The organism is Caulobacter sp. Root655 (genome assembly GCF_001427665.1).
Taxonomy (GTDB): Bacteria; Pseudomonadota; Alphaproteobacteria; order Caulobacterales; family Caulobacteraceae; genus Caulobacter.
On the sequence record NZ_LMHC01000001.1, the window covers coordinates 163,050 to 182,239 of the forward strand.

The window sequence follows — 19,190 nt, forward strand, 5'->3', positions numbered from 1 at the left end:
GCAAGCGTCGGGCGGGAGCACCCGACGCTTGCGCCGATAGCGTCGCTGTCGCCGCGGGCCTATGCTAGCGCTTCACCCGGGGTTGGCGTCATGAGCATCCTCAAGTCCCTTGCGATCACGCTGTTCATTATAGCGCTGCTGAACTTCGTGGCCCTCCTGATCGGCGAACACCTGCTGGGCGGCGATGCGCTGAACGGTCATGTCGCCAATGGTCACTATTTCGTCGGTAGCCACGGGGGTTACGCTGAGGTCAGCGCCCAGGCGTTCGCCTACAGCGCCTGGCACGAGCGCAGCGTGATGATCACTCATCCCCTGGCGATCCTGGCGATGTTCCTGGCGTTCGGGGCTGGTGGCGCGGGCCGAGGCGAAGCACTGGGCACGTCGCTCGTGGAGGACGCCCGGAACCGGCGCTAAGCCACGACTCCGGCTTTCGGCCCGATGTAGCGCGCCCTCGGCCGGATCAGCTGCCCGGTCTGCAGCTGCTCGATCGCGTGGGCCTGCCAACCCGCCATCCGACCCACGGCGAACAGGCTGAACGGCGCGTCGGCGGGGAGGGTGAGGGCGTGGGCCATGGCCACCAGGGCGAAGTCGATATTGGGCAGCAGGCCGGTGGCCGCCTCGGTCTCCACGCGTAGCTGCGCCAGGACCGGCGGAGCGGTGAAGGCGCCCAGCAGGGCCGCCGCGCGCGGATCGCCGTCTGGATAGAGCGGGTGGCCGAAGCCCGGCATGGCCGCTCCCTGGGCCAGGCGCTCGGCCACCGCCCGGGTCGGGCCGCGCCGCTCGGCCTCGTCGACGAACATCTCGACCCGGGCGGCCATGCCGCCGTGCAAGGGCCCCGACAGCGCCGCCAGCCCGGCCAGGGACGCCGCCGCAAGCGAGGCGCCGGTCGAGGCGGCGACCCGCACCGCGAAGGTCGAGGCGTTGAGCTCGTGGTCGGCCAGCAGCACCAGGGCCCGGCGAACCAGGTCGGCGCCCTGGGCGTCCAGCTTCCAGGCCCCGCCCAGGCGGTGGTGGATCGGGCCGTCGCCGATCGACCCGGCGACCGCGTCGGCGGCGGCTTCCAGCAGACCAGCGGCCTCCATCGCCAAGGCCAGGGGCGCGCGACCGCGGGCCGGCGGGTCGATCCCGGCCCGCACCGCCAGGGTCGAGAACAGCCGGGCGCGCGGCGTGTCGCCTTTCTTGGGCTTCTTCGGCTCGGGTCCCTTGAGCGGCGCGCCATGGCCCCCGCGCAGCAGCCGGGCCACCTGCTCCAGACTGTGCATGCGGGCCAGCTCGACCGCGTCCTGGCCGCGATAGAACAGGCGGCCTTCGACCACCGTGGTGATCGCCGAGGGCAGGACCGGTTCGCCCCAGGCGATGGCCTCGGCCGCCACGTCGGCGGCGCGCCGGCCCCGGGCCTTGCGGGCGGCCAGGGCGGCGACGTCGGAGGCGCGGTAGAGGCTGCGGCGCGGATCGTCCGGATGGGCGGCCGCAGCCACCCGACCCCGGCTGACATAGGCGTATAGCGTCTGGGCTCGCACCCCCAGGGCGGCAATCGCCTGTTCCGCGTCGATCCAATCGGCCATTTATATTGATTACATTGATCAAGATTGACGATCAAGCACCACGAGCGTGGACTTGGGGGCGAAAGGAGACCTTTCCCATGTCCGAAGGTCTAGAAGGCGTGATCGCCGCCCACACCGTGCTCTCCGACGTCGACGGCCAGGCCGGCCGCCTGACCATCCGTGGCTACGCCGTCGAGGACCTGGCCCACCGCGCCGGGTTCGAGGACGTCGCCCACCTGCTGCTCGACGGCTTCTTCGACAATATGCCGTCGGACCTCGCCTCTGCCCTGGGGGCCGCGCGGGTCCGGGCCTTCGCCGAGGTCGCCGCCCTGGACGAGGGCCTGGCCCGCCGCGACCCGGTCGAGGCCGTCCGCGCCCTGATCGCCCGGCTGCCGGATGGCGAGGACCTGAACACCGCCTTGCTGCTGATCGCGGCCCCGGCCGTGTTCACCCCGGCCGTGCTGCGGGTCGCGGCCGGCCAGCAGCCCCTCGCTCCGGACGCCGCCCTGTCGCACGCCGCCGACGCGCTGCGGATGACGCGCGGCGTTCCGGCCACGGACGGGGAGGCGAGGGCGCTGGACGCCTATCTGGTCACCGTCAGCGACCATGGCCTGAACGCCTCGACCTTCGCCGCCCGGGTGGTGGCCTCGACCCGGGCCGGCCTGACCTCGGCGGTGCTGGCCGGGATTTCGGCCCTGAAGGGTCCGCTGCACGGCGGCGCGCCCGGCCCGGTGATCGACATGCTGGACGCCATCGGGAGGCCGGACAACGCCGAGACCTGGATCCTGGCGGCCCTGGACCGCGGCGATCGGCTGATGGGCTTCGGTCACCGCATCTACCGGGTCCGCGATCCCCGCGCCGACGCCCTGAAGGCCGCGATCCGCCAGTTGGCCCAAAACGCGAGCTTGGCCTCCAGCGCCGTGCCTGGCCGCCTGGCCTTCGCCGAGGCCGTCGAGCAGGCGGCCCTGCGGATTCTGCGGGCGCGCAAGCCCGACCGGCCGCTGGACACCAATGTCGAATTCTACACCGCCCTGCTGCTGGAAGCCCTGGGGCTGCTGCCCGCCAGCTTCACCTGCGTGTTCGCCATGGGCCGCACGGCGGGCTGGATCGCCCATGCGCGGGAACAACTGGCGACCGGCAAGCTGATCCGTCCGCAGTCGGTCTATGTGGGGCCGAGAACCAAGGCGGCGGCTTAAGGCGCGCGGCGGCGATGGGAAAACAGGCGTCGCGCCGCCGCCTCGCGGGCGCCGCAACCTAAGGGGTTACAAGTCGGTCGGCTTTGGTTATGCAAACCTCCATGAAAACCGCCGATACGTTCCACGAACTGATGGTTGATGCGCTCGCCGCCAACTATCCCCTGGCAGGCAAGACGGTCCTGGAGATCGCCGCCGATCCGTGGCTGCTATCGGCCAAGCGCTTCGTGGACCATGGCGCCGGCCGGGTGATCTCGTCCGACATGCACGAGGGCTGGGCGCGGGTGGTCGACGAGCGGATCGAAACCGCCGTCATCGACGCGCGATGCATCACCAAGGTTTTGGAGCCCGAGAGCATTGACGCCATCTACGGGATCAATCTGCTCGAACACCTGGAAGATATTCCCGAGGCGATGGAATCGATCCGCCAGGCGCTGCGACCGGGCGGCTTCTGCCTGATCCATGGCCACCCCATCTGGACGTCGGCGCGCGGGCATCATGCGATGCTGGGCCATATCGGGTCCGAGGTAGCGTTCTCCGACGACACCAATCCGATTCCCCTCTGGGGCCACCTCCATATGACCCCCGACGAGATGGAGCGCCAGCTGCAGGACGAGGGCCGCAACGCCGACGTCGTCGCCTGCGCCCTGGAATGGAGCTTTGAAACCGACCTGATCACCCGCAAGCCGCGCAACGCGGTCATCTCGGGGCTGCACAGCGGTCCGATGAACATTCGGGCGATCTGGGAAGACCGGCTGGAGGTCCCGCCGGAGCCGGTCATCGACCTGATCCGCAAGGGGCCGTGGTGGGACGAGACCGAGGACTACGCGACGCGCGGCCTCACCGCCCTGATCGACCGCCCCTAGACGGCGTCAGGACGGGGCGGCCTGCTCACGAGTACAGGAAGTCGCCGCTCTGGGTCAGCTGGCTGTGGTCGTAGCCGTTGAGCACGATGCAGTCGCCGTTGGAGAACTGCACCACGGTGTCGCCGAACAGCTGGCCCGTGGTCCAGGTCNGGTCCAGGTCACGCCGGTTCCGGCATAGGCCGACAGGTCGATCGTGTCGTGGCCGTTCCCGAAGTCGGTGATCTGGTCGCGGCCCGAGCCCAGGCCGAAGACGAAGGTGTCGTCGCCCGCCCCGCCGGTCAGGACGTCATCGCCACCCCGTCCGGTCAGGGTGTCGTTCCCCGAGCCCGAGGTGATCGAATTGCCGGCAGCGTCGCCGAGGATCAGGTTGTCGAAGGCGGTGACCGCGTAGACGTGCTCGACGCCGCTCAGGCTGTCATAGCCGCTGCCGCCGGTCTGCTGGAAGCCGGTGAGCGCCAGGTCCAGGGTCAGGCCGGACGTCGCGTCGATATAGATCGCCACGTCGCCGCCGGTCCCGCCGTCCAGGATGTCGTTGCCGGCCCCGCCGATCAGCACGTCGTCGCCGTCGCCGCCCTGCAGTGCGTCGTCGCCGTCGCGGCCCGCCAGGGTGTCGTTTCCCGAACCCGAAGTGATGGAATTGCCCGCCGCGTCGCCATAGACGTGGTTGTCGAAAGCGGTGACGGCATAGACGCTTTCGACGCCCGCCAGCTGGTCGATCCCGCTGCCGCCGGTCTGCTGGATCGCGGTGATCGACAGGTCCAGGGTCAGGGCCGAGACCGCATCGATATAAATCGCCACGTCCGTTCCGGCCCCGCCGTCGAGATGGTCGTCGCCCGCGCCGCCGATCAGCACGTCGTCGCCGTCACCGGCCACCAGGATGTCGTCGCCATCGCGGCTGGCTAGGATGTCGTCGCCGGCGCCCGAGGTGAGCGTGTTGGCAGCAGCGTCGCCGTAGAGGTGGTTGTCGTAGGCCGTCACCACCTGGAGACCCTCGACGCCGGCGAAGGCGTCGACGCCCGCGCCGCCGGTGTCCTGATAGTGTGGGGTCGACAGGTCGATCGTCACGGCGCCGGTGACGTCGGCATAGATCGCCAGGTCGACGCCGTCGCCGCCATCGAGGAAGTCGTCGCCGGCCCCGCCCATCAGCACGTCGTCGCCGCCAAAGCCATAGAGCTGGTCGTCGCCGCCGCGACCGTCCAGGATGTCGTTCCCCCAGCCGGTGATGATCTGGTTGGCGCCGGCGTCGCCATAGGCGTGATTGTCGCGACCCGTGGAGGCGTAGATGTTCTCGATGTTCGTCAGCTGGTCTGACCCGAACGTGCCGGTGTCCTGGACATCGCTCCGCGCCAGGTCGACCGTCACGACCGCGTTGGCGTTGGCATAGTAGAAGACGGTGTCGACGTCGTCGCCGCCATCGATGACGTCATCGCCCTGGCCGCCGATCAGCAGGTCGTCGCCCTGACCGCCATGGAGGGTGTCGGCGCCCTCTTCGCCGTCGAGCCTGTCCGCGCCCGCGCCCGCCGAAAGAGTGTCGTCGCCGAGCCAGCCGCTCAGAAAATCGTCCCCGGAGCCGGTGATGACGCTTTCGTTGTCGAAGCCTCCGCGAACATAGTTGTTGAAGGCGTTGTCGATGATCACCATTTCGACGCCGGCCGTCGCGAGGGTGGCCCCGTGGTCTTCGGGATAGTTGATCCTCAGGCTTGTCGTTCCGGTGGCGCCAGAGAAGTCAGCGATGTCGTAGCCGGCCCCGCCGTCGAGCGTACCGACACCTCCGGAACCGGCGATCAACAGGTCGTCGCCCGTGCCGCCATTGAGAAGGTCGGTTCCACCGCGGCCGTCCAGAATGTCGTCGCCGTCACCGCCCGTCAGGGTGTTGTTCTGGTCGTCGCCGAAGAGGCGGGCGGCGTGGGAGCCGATCAGGCGGATCCGCTCGACATCGTGCAGGCTCTTGTAGCCGTCGACGCCGACATATTGGAAACCCGACACCGCCAGGTCGAGCGTGAAGTCGCCGGTGATTTCGAACATCGCGGTGTCCTGGTCGGGCCCGCCATCGAGGATGTCGTTGCCTTCGCCGCCGTCGAGGGTGTCCGCGCCGCCGCCGCCGAACAGGGCGTCGTCGCCGCCCCGGCCAAAGAGGCCGTCGCTCAAGGCGCCGCCGGTGATCGAATTGCCGGCCAAGTCGCCGCGCACGGCGTTGTTGAAGGCCGAGGCGGCATAGACGTGCTCGATGCCGATCAGGGTGTCGATCCCAGCGCCGTGGGTGTCCTGAGGACCCACCAGGGCCAGGTCGATGAACAGCGGTCCTTCGGCGTCGGAATAGATCGCCACGTCGGTCCCGGCCCCGCCGTTCAACACGTCGGCCCCGCGCTGACCGCCCAGGGCGTCATTGCCGTCGCCGCCGTTCAGGACGTCGTCACCATAGCCGCCAAACAGGACGTCGGCGCCGTCCAGGGCGTCGATGACGTCGTCACCCGGCGTGCCCAGCAGGGTTTCGGCGGCGTTCGTGCCCACGATGTTCATGACGTCGCCTTTCCGATGTGACTCTCGGCGACCTATCGCTTCGGATGACGCCGCCCGCGCGGGGCGTCAGGAGAAGAGGAAGTCGCCGCTCTGGGTCAGCTGGCTGTGGTCGTAGCCGTTGAGCACGATGCAGTCGCCGTTGGAGAACTGCACCACGGTGTCGCCGAACAGCTGGCCCGTGGTCCAGGTCNAGGAAGTCGCCGCTCTGGGTCAGCTGGCTGTGGTCGTAGCCGTTGAGCACGATGCAGTCGCCGTTGGAGAACTGCACCACGGTGTCGCCGAACAGCTGGCCCGTGGTCCAGGTCACGCCGGTTCCGGCATAGGCCGACAGGTCGATCGTGTCGTGGCCGTTCCCGAAGTCGGTGATCTGGTCGCGGCCCGAGCCCAGGCCGAACCGTTCAGCGGCGCGGAGTCGCCGGGACCTCACCGATCCGCTCGGCGAGGAAGTCGATCAGCAGCCGGACCCGGGCGACGCCCCCGCGCTCGGGGACGATCAGCATGTTCAGCGGCACGGGCCGAACAGCTGGCCCGTGGTCCAGGTCACGCCGGTTCCGGCATAGGCCGACAGGTCGATCGTGTCGTGGCCGTTCCCGAAGTCGGTGATCTGGTCGCGGCCCGAGCCCAGGCCGAACACGAAGGTGTCGTCGCCCGCCCCGCCGGTCAGGACGTCATCGCCGCCGCGCCCGGTCAGGGTGTCGTTCCCCGAGCCGGAGGTGATGGCGTTGCCCGCCGCGTCGCCGGCCAGCCAGTTGTCGTAAGTGGTGGCCGCGTAGAGGTGCTCGACGCTGGAGAACGAGTCCAGGCCCGCGCCGCCGGTGTTCTGGTAGCCGGTCACCGCCAGGTCGATGGTCAGGGACCCGGTGGCGCCGACATAGATCGCCACGTCACCGCCCTCGCCGCCGTCGAGGAAATCGCTTCCGGCTCCGCCGATCAGCACGTCGGCGCCCTTGAAACCGTACAGCGCGTCGTCGCCGCCGCCGCCGGACAGGGTGTCGTTGCCCCGGTCGGCGATCAGCGTGTTGTTCGCCCCGTCGCCATAGAGACGGGCGTCGAAGATGGCCGTCAGCGTCACGTTCTCGATGTCGTGCACGCTTTGGGCGCCGCCGATGCCGAACTGGAAGCCCGACACCGCCAGATTGAGGGTGAAGGAATTGTCGGGGGTGAAAAAGGCGGTGTCGACGCCCGCGCCGCCGTCGAGAATGTTGTTGCCGGTTCCCGCAAGGAGTTGGTCGTCGCCGCCGCCGCCGAACAGGGCGTCGTCGCCGCCGCGGCCGTCGATCACGTCGTTCGCCGAGCCGCCGGTGATCGAGTTGCCGGCCGCGTCGCCGCGGATGGTGTTGGCGAAGGCCGTGGCGGCGTAGATGTGCTCGATGCTGATCAGGTTGTCGTTCCCGCCGCCGCCGGTGTCCTGGAAGCCGGCCACCGCTAGGTCGATCGTCAGCGAGGCGAGCGCGTCCGAATAGATCGCCACGTCGCCGCCCGAACCGCCGTCCAGCACGTCGTTGCCGGCCCCGCCGCCCAGGACGTCGTTGCCCGCGCCGCCGCTCAGGATGTCGTCGCCGTCGCCGGCCAAGAGGACGTCGTCGCCATCGCGGCCGACCAGGGTGTCGCTGCCCGCGCCGGAGATGATCGCATTGGACTTGGCGTCGCCGAAGAGAAGGTTGTCGAAGGGGGTCAGGACTTCGAGATGCTCGATCCCGCTCAGCCAGTCGATCCCGCCGCCGCCGGTGTCCTGGAAGCCGGTGATCGTCAGGTCCACGGTCACGGCGAAGGTCGCGTCGGTATAGACCGCCGTGTCCGCGCCGTCGCCGCCGTCCAGGATGTCGTTGCCCGCGCCGCCGTGAAGCCGGTCTTCGCCGTCGCCGGCGTACAGGGTGTCGTCACCGCCACGACCCGCCAGGATATCGTCGCCCTGGCCGTCCGACCGGATGGAGTTGGCCGCGTCGTCGCCGAGAATCCAGTTGTTGAAGGCGGTTTTCGCGTAGACGTACTCGATGCTGCTCAGCCGGTGGACGCCGTCGCCGGTATCCTGGAATCCTGTGAGCGCCAGGTCCAGATTCACGGGGGCGGCGGTGTCCACATAGATGGCCACGTCATTGCCTTCGCCGCCGTCGAGAATATCGGTTCCCGTATTGCCGAACAGGACGTCGTCGCCGCTGCCCGCGGTAAGGACGTCGTCGCCCGCGCCGCCGATCAGAATGTCATTGCCGCTGCCAGCGGTCAGGATGTCGTCGCCGCCGCGACCTTCCAGGGCGTCGTCACCCGAGCCGGTGAGGATGGTGTTGGCGTCGTCCGTGCCTTGCACCGTGTTGTCGAAAGCGTTCTGAATCCAGACGTTCTCGATCGATTCGATCCAGGTTGCGTCCGTGCCGATCCAGGACGAATTGCGGGCCCCCAGTATGATCGTGGCGTCGCCGTTGGCGAATTCGAAGACGGCGGTATCGATGCCATCGCCCCCATACAGCCAGTCGATCCCGCCACCGCCGTATAGCCTGTCGTCGCCGCCCTCGCCATAGAGCGTGGTCTTGCTCAGTCCGCCAGTCAGCGTATTGGCGAGGTCGTTGCCGCGCAGAAATACTGCCCCTGGTCCGGTCGTCACGGCCCGGAGGTTCTCGATGTTGATCAGAATGTCTCGGCCGGCCCGCAAGGTGAGCTGGCGGCCTTGATCGTCCAGGCCCACGAACCCCAAGCTTACCGCGAGGGGGACGTATAAACCCGGTTGATGCTCGTACTCGAGCACGGGGGCGTTGGAATAGTCCGCCGTGTCGATGCCGTCTCCGCCATCGTAGATATCGTTGCCGTCGACTTGGCCGCTGTCGACTAGGACGTCGTCGCCCGCGCCGCCGGAGACGGTATTGTTGCCGCCGCCGGCCTCCAGCCGATCGTCGCCGCCCAGTCCGCTGATCGTGTCGTCGGTGGGCGTGCCGGTCAGGGTCTCGCCGACTTCGGTTCCCACAATATCGGCCATGGTCGTATCCTTAGAAACAAACGCGGGTTAGCGACGCGATCTGAACGGGTCAGCTGAACAGGATGTTCTCGCTGTCGTGCAATCGGGAGTAATCATCGCCGGCCGGAACCATGCCGTCGCCGTTCGAGAACGGCAATAAGGTATCGGCCGCGATCTGTAACACGCTCCGAGTCACGCCGGCGCCGGCATGGCCCGTGAAGTCGATGACGTCATCGCGGGTCCCAAAGTCGGAGATCCGGTCGCGGCGGGCTGGGCGAAGACGAAGGTGTCGTCCCGTCCGGTCAGGTGTCGGCGGCCGAGCCGGTCGCGATGGAATTGGGTGCGACGTCGCCGCCGTCGCACCGGCCAGGGCGTGCCACGGGGGTGTTGCGAACGAAGATAAGTCGCCCGCGCCCACCGCGGTCGTTCTTGCTGGGGCGACGGGCGCGGCCTTGCTAGACAGGCGCATGTCCGCGACATCGAAACCCCCCACCGCCCTCACCGCCGCCGAGTCCCTGGCTCTGACCCGCCGGGTCACCACCCTGTCGGTGGGCGTGGCCGCGATCCTGATCGCCATCAAGGGCGCGGCCTGGCTGGCCGGCGGCTCGGTGGCCATGCTGGCCTCGCTGGCTGATTCCGGACTGGACCTGATCGCCTCGCTGGTGACCTTCTTCGCCGTGCGCTACGCCGCCGCCCCGCCGGACGCCGAGCACCGGTTCGGTCACGGCAAGGCCGAGGCCTTTTCCAGCCTGACCCAGGCGGGCCTGGTCTTCGCCTCCGGCGCCCTGATCGGCCAGGAGGCGATCAAGGGCCTGATCCATCCCAAGCCCATCGCCGCCGAGACCCTGGGCGTCGTGGTGATGGTCGTCTCGATCCTGCTGACCCTGGCCCTGATCCGCGCCCAGGCCGAGGTGATGCGCAGGACCCGCTCGGTGGCGGTGTCGGGAGACAAGGCCCACTACGCCGCCGACCTGGCCGCCAACGCCGTCAGCCTGGTCGGCATCGCCGCCGCCGGCTTCCTGGGCCTGACCTGGGTCGACGCCGCCGCCGGGCTGCTGATCGCCGCCTGGCTGATCTGGGGCGCGACCGGGGTGTTCCGCGAGGCCTCCAACCAGCTGATGGACCGGGAACTGCCCGACGACGACCGCGCCCGCATCCTGGCCCTGCTGACCGGCGACCCGCGCGTCCGGGGCGTGCACCAGCTGCGCACCCGGGCCTCGGGACCGAACATCCACGTCCAGGCCCACATGGATTTCGACGCCGACACTCCGCTGGCCCTGGCCCATACCCTGATGGTCGAGGCCGAGACCCGGGTATTGGCGGCGTTTCCGACCGCCGACATCCTGATCCACCCCGATCCGCGCGGTGTCGCCGAGCCGCACGCCGGGGCGGGCTGGACCGTCAGCGACGCCTCCTGAGGCTAGGCTCGGCCAAACGCCTCCCGCATCGCCCGAAAGCTTGACAATGGCGCCCGCCATCGTTCTGGTTGAGCGCTAGAGGCCAGCAGCAGTTGCTTGTTCCCGGGGGCGCGTTCATGTCGATTTTCAACGGCGGCTCCGGCCTCGACATCTACTATGGCCAGGGCGACGCCGACACGATCAACGGCCAGGGCGGCGACGACTACCTGTTCGGCGGCGCGGGCGGCGACACCATTTCCGGCGGCGACGGCAACGATCTCATCTATGGCGAGGCGGGCGCGGACATTATCGACGGCGGGGCCGGCGACGACCGGATCATCGCCGACCTGCAACCCGCCAGCTTCGACTACGACCGGGCCAGCGACATCCTGAAGGGCGGCACGGGCGCCGACACCTTCGCCTTCGAGTTCGGCTATCAGGACAAGCCCGGCAATCTGGCGGTCTACGACCACATCGTCGATTTCTCGCGGGCCGAGGGTGACCTCGTCAGCCTGTCCTTCAGAGGCATGGCCTACCGGTATCTGGCCTGGGCGGGCGCGGTCACCGCGCCGGGCTTCTCGCTGACCAGCGGCAAGGCCTTCGCGACCCAGGCGCTCTATAACGGCCCCCTGGGGGTCTACACGGCGATGGGCGTGTACACTTGGCTGAACGCCGGCGTGACCTATCTGATGGTCGACGTGAACGCCAACAACCTGCTGGACGGCCCCGATTTCGTGCTGGCCCTGGACGGCGCGCCCACGATCGACCGCTACGCCCTGCCGCCCAACGCGACGGGTCCCATCCAGGTCGTCCTGCTAGGCACGGCCGGAAACGACACCTGGACGGGCGACGCCCAGCCCAACGTCTATTACGGACTGGCCGGCAATGACGTGATCTCGGGCCTGGCGGGCAGCGACAGCCTCGAGGGCGGCGACGGCGACGACCAGATCGAGGGCGGCGACGACGGCGACCTCATCGTCGGCGGGGCCGGCAACGACACCCTGCACGGCGGCGGCGGCACTGACACGATCTACGCCGGCGCCCAGTCTGGCGAGGCCTACGACCAGGGCTCGGTCAATGCCGTCTATGGCGAGGGCGGCGACGACACCCTGAGGGGCGGCGAAGGCCAGGACCTCCTCGACGGCGGGATCGGCAACGACACGATCAACGCGTCGTGGGGTTATCTCGGCCCCAGCGGCGGCGACACCGCCTATGGCGGCGAGGGCGACGACGAGATCCTGACCAGCGGCTCCACCGCCTATGGCGGAGCGGGCGACGACCGATTCATCCTGGGCGGCGGCTCGACCCTGACCGGCGGCACGGGCGCCGACCGCTACACGGTCACCTTGGGCTCCGACGGCAATATCGGCCGCTACGATACGATCACCGACTTCAACGCCGCCGAGGGCGATCGCCTGTTCGTCAGCATGAACACCGGCTACGGCCAAACCGCCGTGTTGCGCGGCGCGCTGAACAATCCGAACTTCTCGCTCGACTACGGCAAGGCCTTCTCGTCCGACGACTACGGTCCCGGTTTCCTGCAGGTCTGGACCTGGACCAGCGGCGGCTTCACCTACCTGATCTTCGACCACGACGGCAGCAGCACGCTGAGCAGCGGCGATTCCCTGCTGCGGTTCACCGGAACCGTCGCGCTGGACGCCACCGCCTTTTCGCCCACGCCCTTCGTCGTGACGCTCGGCGGCGGCGAGGGCGCGGACGTCTTCAACGGAACCTTCTATGGCGAGGTCTTCTACGGGCTCAACGGTGACGACCAGCTGCACGGGGCCGATGGCTCCGACACGCTGTACGGCAACAACGGCAAGGACCAGATCTGGGGCGACGGAGGCGAGGACACGTTGTACGGCGGCCAGGGCGACGACAAGCTGTACGGCGGCGCCAACAACGACATCCTCAAGGGCGGCGCGGGCGCCGACATCCTCGACGGCGGCGACGGTAACGACCGCCTTGACACCGCGGGCTACGAGCTCGGCGCCACGGACGATCCCGCCACGGTCAACACCGTCTACGGCGGGGCCGGCGACGATACGATCACCGGCGGGCTGACCCGCGACTTCCTGTATGGCGGAGAGGGCTCGGATTCGATCTTCGGGTCGGGGGAACTCTATGGCGAGGCCGGCGCCGACGGCCTGTCGATCGCCTACCTCTACACGGCGGTTGGCTATCTCGGCAGCCTCGCCGACGGCGGCGCGGGCGACGACTACCTGACCGGCAACCTGGGCGGGGACATCCTCGTCGGTGGCGCGGGCAAGGACACCCTCCTGGCCGGGGCCGGCAACGACGAATTGCGCGCCGACCTGGCCGACAGCGTCGTCAACGGCGAGTCCGGCGACGACCTGATCCTGATCGATGGCCTGGCGCCGGGCGACGCGCCCCTGGCGGGCGGCCTCTTCGTCTATGGCGGCTCCGACTATTCCGACGGCAACGACGTCATCAAGATACTGACAGATCTCTCGGCCAGCCCGCTCGTCTCCATTTCGGGCGGCGCCGGCAAGGACCGGCTCGACCTGAGCGCCGCCACGGGCGCGGTGCAGGTCGACCTGCGTCTGACGGGCGCTCAGCAGACCGGCATGGGCGCCCTGAAGCTCAACAGCATCGAGAACGTGACCGCCGGCGATTTCGGCGCGACCTTGATTGGCGACGACGGCGACAATGTGCTGGTGGGCGGCGCCGGTAACGACGTCCTGCGCGGACTTGGCGGATCCAACAGCCTGGTGGGCGGCGCTGGCGACGACAGGCTCTATGGAGGGAGCAACGGGGAAGCGCTGACCGGTGGGGCCGGGAACGACATCGTCGATGGCGGCGGCGGCGGCGATATCTACTTTTTCGGCCTGGGATCGGGGCCCATCACCCTGGACCTGACGATCACCGGGCCGCAGGACACCGGCGAAGGCCTGGACACCTTCACCAACATCTTCCAGTTCGACGGCAGCGACTCGAGCGATGTCTTCCGCGGCGACGACAACGTCAACGTCTTCTACACCTTCAACGGCGACGACCAGCTCTATGGCCTTGGCGGCAACGACGCGCTGATCGCCGGTTGGGGTGACGACCACCTCCACGGGGGTCTCGGCGACGACAATCTCTACGGCCAACAGGGCAACGACACGATCGACGGCGGCCGGGGCTTGGACACCGCCATGATCGACGGCCTGCGGGCCGACTATGTGATCACCACGGTCGACGGCGTGACGACAGTAATCGGCGGCGGCTTCACCGACACCCTGACCAACGTCGAATACGTCGGTTTCAACGATCAGACCGTCTACATCCCGCCACTCAGCCTCACCGTGACCGCCAGCGCCGCCGGGGGGCTTCTGGAAGGCGCTGACGGCGCCGACGTACTGATCGGCGGCGTTGGCGACGACATTTTCGACGGCGGCGTGGGGAGCGACACGATCGCCTTCGACAACGCCGCCAACGGCGTCGTCGTCGACCTCGGCCTGATCGGCGCGCAGGACACCGGCGCGGGCCACGACACCTTTATCGGCATCGAAAACCTCAAGGGCGGCGCCTTTTCCGATCTCCTGATCGGCGACGGCGGGGCCAATGGCCTGCTGGGCGGCGAGGGACAGGACTGGCTGAAAGGCGGCGGCGGGGTCGACGCCCTGGTCGGCGGCGAGGGCGCCGACAGCGTCTGGGGCGAGGCGGGTGACGACGTGCTTGACGGGGGAGCGGGCAACGACACCATCGATGGCGGCGCGGGGTCCGACACGGTCACCTATCTGCTGGCCGGGTCCCGCGTCGAGGTCGATCTGTCGATCGTCGAGGACCAGCTGACACGCGGCGGCGGCATCGACACCCTGATCTCGATCGAGAACGTCACCGGGTCGAACTATGACGACCTGCTGACCGGCTCGAACCTGTCCAACATCCTCCAGGGCGGCGCGGGCGACGATGTCCTTCGCGGCGGCGGCGGGACGGATATCCTGACCGGCGGGGCGGGCGACGACACCTTCGTGTTCGGCCCGATCTCCGGCTCCCGGCTATCGGCGGCGGGCCGCATCACGGACTTCTCGGCCGGCGACCTGATCGACCTGTCGGGAATCGACGCCGACCTGACGCAAGCCGGCGACCAAGCCTTCATGCTGAACAATCTCTACGGTCATGCAGGAGACCTGTCCGTGACCTACGATGCGTTCTTCGATCAAACCTATGTAACGCTGTCCGTCGACAATAGCGGCTACGGCGCGGCCCAGCTCATCCTCACCGGTAACCATGCCGCGCTGACGGCGTCCGACTTCTTGCTGTGATCCCCGCCATGTGACGTCGCCGCGCTCTGCGGGCTTGCTCCGGCGGCCGCGCGGGGCCAAATGGCCCTCTTCTTCTCCGAGACGAGCGCCGATCCCGATGGACGACACCCTGGCCAAGCTGCCGAGAGCCTTCGCGGGCGCCACCGTGCTGGTGCTGGGCGACGTCATGCTGGACCGCTTCGTCTATGGCGCGGTGGAGCGCATCTCGCCCGAGGCCCCGGTGCCGGTGATCGCCGTGGAGCGCGAGACGGTGATGCTGGGCGGGGCCGGCAACGTGGCCCGCAACGTCGCGGCCCTGGGCGGCCGGGCGGTGCTGGTGGGGGTGGTCGGCGACGACGACGCCGGCCGGGTCCTGGCCGGACTGATCGACCGCGAGCCGAGCCTGGACTCGGCCCTGATCGTCGATCCCAAGCGCCGGACCACCGAGAAGACCCGCTACATTTCCGGATCGCACCAGATGCTGCGCGCCGACCGCGAGGACTGCGGCGACGTCGACGACGCGGCCTTGCTGGCGGCGTTCAACGCTCATCTGCGGCAGGTCGACGTGGTGGTGCTGTCCGACTACGCCAAGGGCGTGCTCGGCGCGCCGGTGCTGCGCGCCGCCATCGCCGCCGCCAAGGCGGCCGGCAAGCCGGTGATCGTCGACCCCAAGAGCCGCGACCTGTCACGCTATGACGGCGCCACCCTGATCAAGCCCAACCGCCGCGAGGCCGCCGAGGCCACCGGCGTGACCGGGGCGGGGGACGAGGCCGCCGCCGAGGCCGCCAACGCCATCCTGGCCGCCGCGCCCAACCTGTCGTCCGCCCTGGTCACCCGGGGCGGGGCGGGCATGACCCTGGCCATCCGTGGTCAGGCGCCGGTCCACCTGCCGGCCACCGCCGTCGAGGTGTTCGACGTCTCGGGGGCCGGCGACACCGTGGCCGCCACCTTGGCGCTCGCGCTGGCCTGCGGCGCGCGTCCGCTGGACGCGGCCCGCCTGGCCAACCTGGCCGCCGGTCTGGTGGTGGCCAAGCTGGGCACCGACGTGGTCACCGCCGACGAGTTGACGGCCCTGAGCCTCGGGGCCCACGCCGATCCGGCCCAGGACAAGATCGCCGACCTGGACGGGGCCCTGGCCATCGTCGCCGGCTGGCGGGCTCGGGGGCTGAAGGTCGGCTTCACCAACGGTTGTTTCGACCTGCTGCATCCCGGCCACGTTTCGCTGCTGGCCCAGGCCAGGGCCGCCTGCGACCGGCTGATCGTCGGCCTCAACACCGACGCCTCGGTGCAGGTGCTGAAGGGCCCGACCCGGCCGGTGCAGAAGGAGGGCGCGCGGGCCACCGTGCTGGCCTCGCTGTCGTCGGTCGACCTGGTGGTGCTGTTCGACGACGACACCCCTCGCGCTCTGATCGAGGCCTTCCGGCCCGACGTGCTGGTCAAGGGCGCCGACTACACGGTCGAGACCGTGGTCGGCTCCGACATCGTGCTAGGCTACGGCGGCCGCGTGTTGCTGGCCGATCTCAAGGCCGGCCAGAGCACCACCAACCTGATCGGCCGGATGAACGCCAAGGCTTGAGGCTGAATGCCCGCATTTTGACCACGAACGCGGTGAATAAGCGGCGTTCAGCAAGCTGTTGTTAAGCAAAGCGGCGCATCGATCGAACGATGCAGCCTGAATGCGCGTGGGCATGAGCGTCGAACGAACCCTTCATCACTTCCCCCTGGACCCGGCCTCCCGCCAGGTGCGGCTCGCCCTGGGCGAGAAGCGCCTGCCGTTCGTCGAGGCGCAGGTGCGCTACTGGGAGTCGCCGCCGGAGTTCGCCAAGCTGAACCCGTCGGGCGTGACCCCGGTGCTGGTCGAGACCCGGCACCAGCGCACGGCGGTGATCTGCGAGAGCCGGGCCATCCTCGAGCATATCGAGGAACAGGAGCCCGAACCGGCCCTGCTGGGCCGCGAACCGGGCGAGCGGGCCGAGGCGCGCCGGCTGCTGCAGTGGTTCGACCGCAAGTTCGACAACGAGGTCAACGGCTTCCTGCTGCACGAGAAGATGGAAAAGCGCCTGCTGCGGCTGGGCGCGCCGGACCTGTCGTCGCTGCGCCGGGGCCGCGACGCCCTGCGCCAGCACCTGGACTATATCGAGGGCCTGCTGCAGGCCCGCGACTGGCTGGCTGGACGCCGCATGAGCCTGGCCGACTTCGCCGCCGCCGCCCACCTGTCGGTGATCGACTATTTCGGCGACGTGCCGTGGAAGGACTTCCCGGCGGTCAAGACTTGGTACATGAAGCTGAAGTCGAGGCCGGCCTTCCGGCCCATCCTGGCCGATCGCTGGCCCGGCCTCGCGCCGGCCGCGCATTATGACGATCTCGACTTCTAGCCATCCGAACCAAGCGCTGAGAGACGAAATCCGCGCCGAGGCCCTGCGGCTGGGTTTCGACGCCTGCGGTTTCGCCAGCGCCAGCGAGGCCTGGCCCAACGGCGGCTGGCTGCGCGAGTTCGTGGCCGAGGGCTTCCACGGGGCGATGGACTGGATGGAGGAGACGCTCGACCGGCGCGCCCATCCGACCGCCATGTGGCAGGACGCCCGGACGGCGGTGGTGCTGGGTGTCAACTACGGCCCCGAGCACGACCCGCTGATCGCCCTGGAGGACCCGTCGCGCGCCGCGATCTCGGTCTACGCCCAGGGCGACGACTATCACGAGGTGATCAAGAAGCGGCTCAAGGCCCTGGCCCGCTGGATGCACGGCCGGTTCGGCGGCGAGGTGAAGGTGTTCGTCGACACCGCGCCGCTGATGGAAAAGCCGCTGGCCCAGCGCGCCGGCCTGGGCTGGCAGGGCAAGCACACCAACCTGGTGTCGCGCCAGTTCGGCTCGTGGCTGTTCCTCGGTTCGGTGCTGACGACGCTGGACCTGCCGGCCGACCCACCGGAGGTCGACCACTGCGGCTCGTGCCGCGCCTGCCTGGACATCTGCCCGACCAAGGCCTTCCCCGGTCCCTACCAGCTGGATGCGCGGCGCTGCATCTCCTACCTGACCATCGAGCTGTCGGGCCCGATCCCGGTCGAGTTTCGCGAGGCGCTGGGCAACCGCATCTATGGCTGTGACGACTGCCTGGCCGTCTGTCCGTGGAACAAGTTCGCGCGGCTGTCGAGCGAGATGGCCTTCCACGCCCGCGAGACCCTGAAGGGGCCCTCTCTGGCCGAACTGGCGGGGCTGGACGATCCGTCGTTCCGGGCGCTGTTCTCCAAGAGCCCGGTCAAGCGCATCGGCCGCGATCGCTTCGTGCGCAACGTGCTCTACGCGATCGGCAACAGCGGTGAGGCGGACCTCATGGCGGCGGTCGAACCGCTGCTGACCGACCCGTCGCCGATGGTGCGCGGCGCGGCGGTGTGGGCGGCGGGGCGGCTGGGGCGGGTCGGAGGCCACGTCGCGGGGCCGCCCGCGACCGAACAGGACCCCGACGTCATCGAAGAGTGGCGGGCCCTTCGAGCCTAGAGCGTTTCCCGACCTGATTGCATCAGGCCGGACACTCTAGCTTTTTGTTTTGGCGCGTTTTCTTCACGCGAACCGGTGTCCACTTCGCTTGAAAACGCTCTAACCCGCCAACCGCATCAGGTACTGGCCATATTCCGTCTTGCCCATGGCCGCGCCGAGCGCCGCGAGTTGCTCGGCCGAGATCCAGCCCTGGCTGAAGGCGACCTCTTCTGGACAGCCGACTTTCTGGCCCTGACGCTTCTCGATGGCGCGGATGAAGTCGGTGGCCTCGGCCAGGCTGTCGTGGGTGCCGGTGTCGAGCCAGGCGTAGCCACGCCCCAGCTTGGACACCGACAACTGGCCCTTGGCCATGTAGAGCCGGTTGATGTCGGTGATCTCCAGCTCGCCGCGGGGCGAGGGCGCCAGGTTGCGCGCCATCTCGACCACCCGGTTGTCGTAGAAATAGAGTCCGGTGACAGCCCAGTGGGAGCGGGGATTTTCCGGCTTCTCCTCGATCGCGACCGGCCGGTCCTCGGCGTCGAAATCCACGACCCCGTAACGCTCGGGATCGGTGACATGGTACGCGAAAACGACCGCGCCCTCTTCGACGGCCGTCGCCCTGGCCAGTTCCTCGCTCAGGCCGTGGCCGAAATAGAGGTTGTCGCCTAGCACCAGGGCGCATCGGTTCTCGCCGATGAAGTCCGCGCCGACGATGAAGGCGTCTGCGAGGCCGCGCGGGGTCTCCTGCACCGCGTACTCGAAGCGCACCCCCCAGTCGGAGCCGTCGCCCAGCAGGTCCTTGAACAGCGGGACATCCTTGGGCGTCGAGATGATCAGGATCTCGCGGATGCCGGCCAGCATCAGGGTGCTGATTGGATAATAGACCATTGGCTTGTCGTAGATTGGCAGCAACTGCTTGCAGACGGCTCGGGTCAGGGGGTGCAGGCGGGTGCCGGACCCGCCTGCCAGGACGATCCCCTTCAGGGTTCCGTTCATGGGTGG

Annotated in this window: 11 protein-coding genes and 1 pseudogene; 8 read left to right on the plus strand and 4 right to left on the minus strand. The window is 68.9% G+C overall.

Features of this window, described 5'->3' with window-relative positions; all coding sequences use genetic code 11:
* Positions 1-90: 90 nt before the first annotated feature.
* Entirely contained in the window at positions 91-414 is a 324-nt protein-coding gene (locus ASD79_RS00790; protein ID WP_056719132.1) for a hypothetical protein, read from the plus strand.
* Here ASD79_RS00790 and ASD79_RS00795 read toward each other — a convergent pair.
* Positions 411-1,565, minus strand: a complete 1,155-nt coding sequence (locus ASD79_RS00795; protein WP_056719137.1) for a citrate synthase — start codon at positions 1,563-1,565, stop codon at positions 411-413. The genes ASD79_RS00790 and ASD79_RS00795 overlap by 4 nt on opposite strands.
* A gap of 77 nt (positions 1,566-1,642) precedes the next feature.
* Here ASD79_RS00795 and ASD79_RS00800 point away from each other — a divergent pair, with 77 nt between their 5' ends.
* Positions 1,643-2,740 (plus strand): citrate synthase/methylcitrate synthase, encoded by a 1,098-nt coding sequence (locus ASD79_RS00800; RefSeq protein WP_056719139.1) that lies wholly within the window; start codon positions 1,643-1,645, stop codon positions 2,738-2,740.
* Between the two features lie 101 nt (positions 2,741-2,841).
* The gene (locus tag ASD79_RS00805) at positions 2,842-3,603 is read left to right on the plus strand and encodes a bifunctional 2-polyprenyl-6-hydroxyphenol methylase/3-demethylubiquinol 3-O-methyltransferase UbiG (RefSeq protein ID WP_056719141.1); all 762 of its coding nucleotides are present in this window, start codon (positions 2,842-2,844) and stop codon (positions 3,601-3,603) included.
* 150 nt (positions 3,604-3,753) lie between these two features.
* On the opposite strand, the pseudogene ASD79_RS25450 reads toward ASD79_RS00805, so the two are convergent.
* Together ASD79_RS25450 and ASD79_RS00815 are read right to left on the minus strand one after the other, a co-directional pair.
* A pseudogene (locus tag ASD79_RS25450) lies at positions 3,754-6,123 on the minus strand (calcium-binding protein); the annotation flags it as partial.
* Positions 6,124-6,625: 502 nt separating this feature from the next.
* Positions 6,626-9,091, minus strand: a complete 2,466-nt coding sequence (locus ASD79_RS00815) for a calcium-binding protein (RefSeq protein ID WP_056719145.1) — start codon at positions 9,089-9,091, stop codon at positions 6,626-6,628.
* Between the two features lie 446 nt (positions 9,092-9,537).
* Here ASD79_RS00815 and ASD79_RS00820 point away from each other — a divergent pair, with 446 nt between their 5' ends.
* From ASD79_RS00820 to queG, 5 genes are all read left to right on the plus strand, one after another.
* The gene (locus tag ASD79_RS00820; protein WP_056719147.1) at positions 9,538-10,488 is read left to right on the plus strand and encodes a cation diffusion facilitator family transporter; all 951 of its coding nucleotides are present in this window, start codon (positions 9,538-9,540) and stop codon (positions 10,486-10,488) included.
* 116 nt (positions 10,489-10,604) lie between these two features.
* Complete coding sequence (locus ASD79_RS25380; protein ID WP_056719149.1) at positions 10,605-14,738, plus strand: hypothetical protein; 4,134 nt, start codon at positions 10,605-10,607, stop codon at positions 14,736-14,738.
* 97 nt (positions 14,739-14,835) lie between these two features.
* Positions 14,836-16,293: a D-glycero-beta-D-manno-heptose-7-phosphate kinase gene (rfaE1, locus tag ASD79_RS00830; protein ID WP_056719151.1), complete on the plus strand. Its 1,458-nt coding sequence runs from the start codon at positions 14,836-14,838 to the stop codon at positions 16,291-16,293.
* A 112-nt stretch (positions 16,294-16,405) separates the two neighbouring features.
* Positions 16,406-17,092 carry a glutathione S-transferase family protein gene (locus ASD79_RS00835; RefSeq protein WP_056719845.1) on the plus strand — a complete coding sequence of 229 codons (687 nt, stop codon included), beginning with the start codon at positions 16,406-16,408 and terminating at the stop codon, positions 17,090-17,092.
* Entirely contained in the window at positions 17,073-18,209 is a 1,137-nt protein-coding gene (gene queG / locus ASD79_RS00840; RefSeq protein WP_056719152.1) for a tRNA epoxyqueuosine(34) reductase QueG, read from the plus strand. The genes ASD79_RS00835 and queG overlap by 20 nt, the downstream gene beginning before the upstream one ends.
* Positions 18,210-18,308: 99 nt before the next feature.
* Here queG and rfbA read toward each other — a convergent pair whose 3' ends face one another.
* Positions 18,309-19,172 (minus strand): glucose-1-phosphate thymidylyltransferase RfbA, encoded by an 864-nt coding sequence (gene rfbA / locus ASD79_RS00845; RefSeq protein WP_200952275.1) that lies wholly within the window; start codon positions 19,170-19,172, stop codon positions 18,309-18,311.
* Between the last annotated feature and the right edge of the window lie 18 nt (positions 19,173-19,190).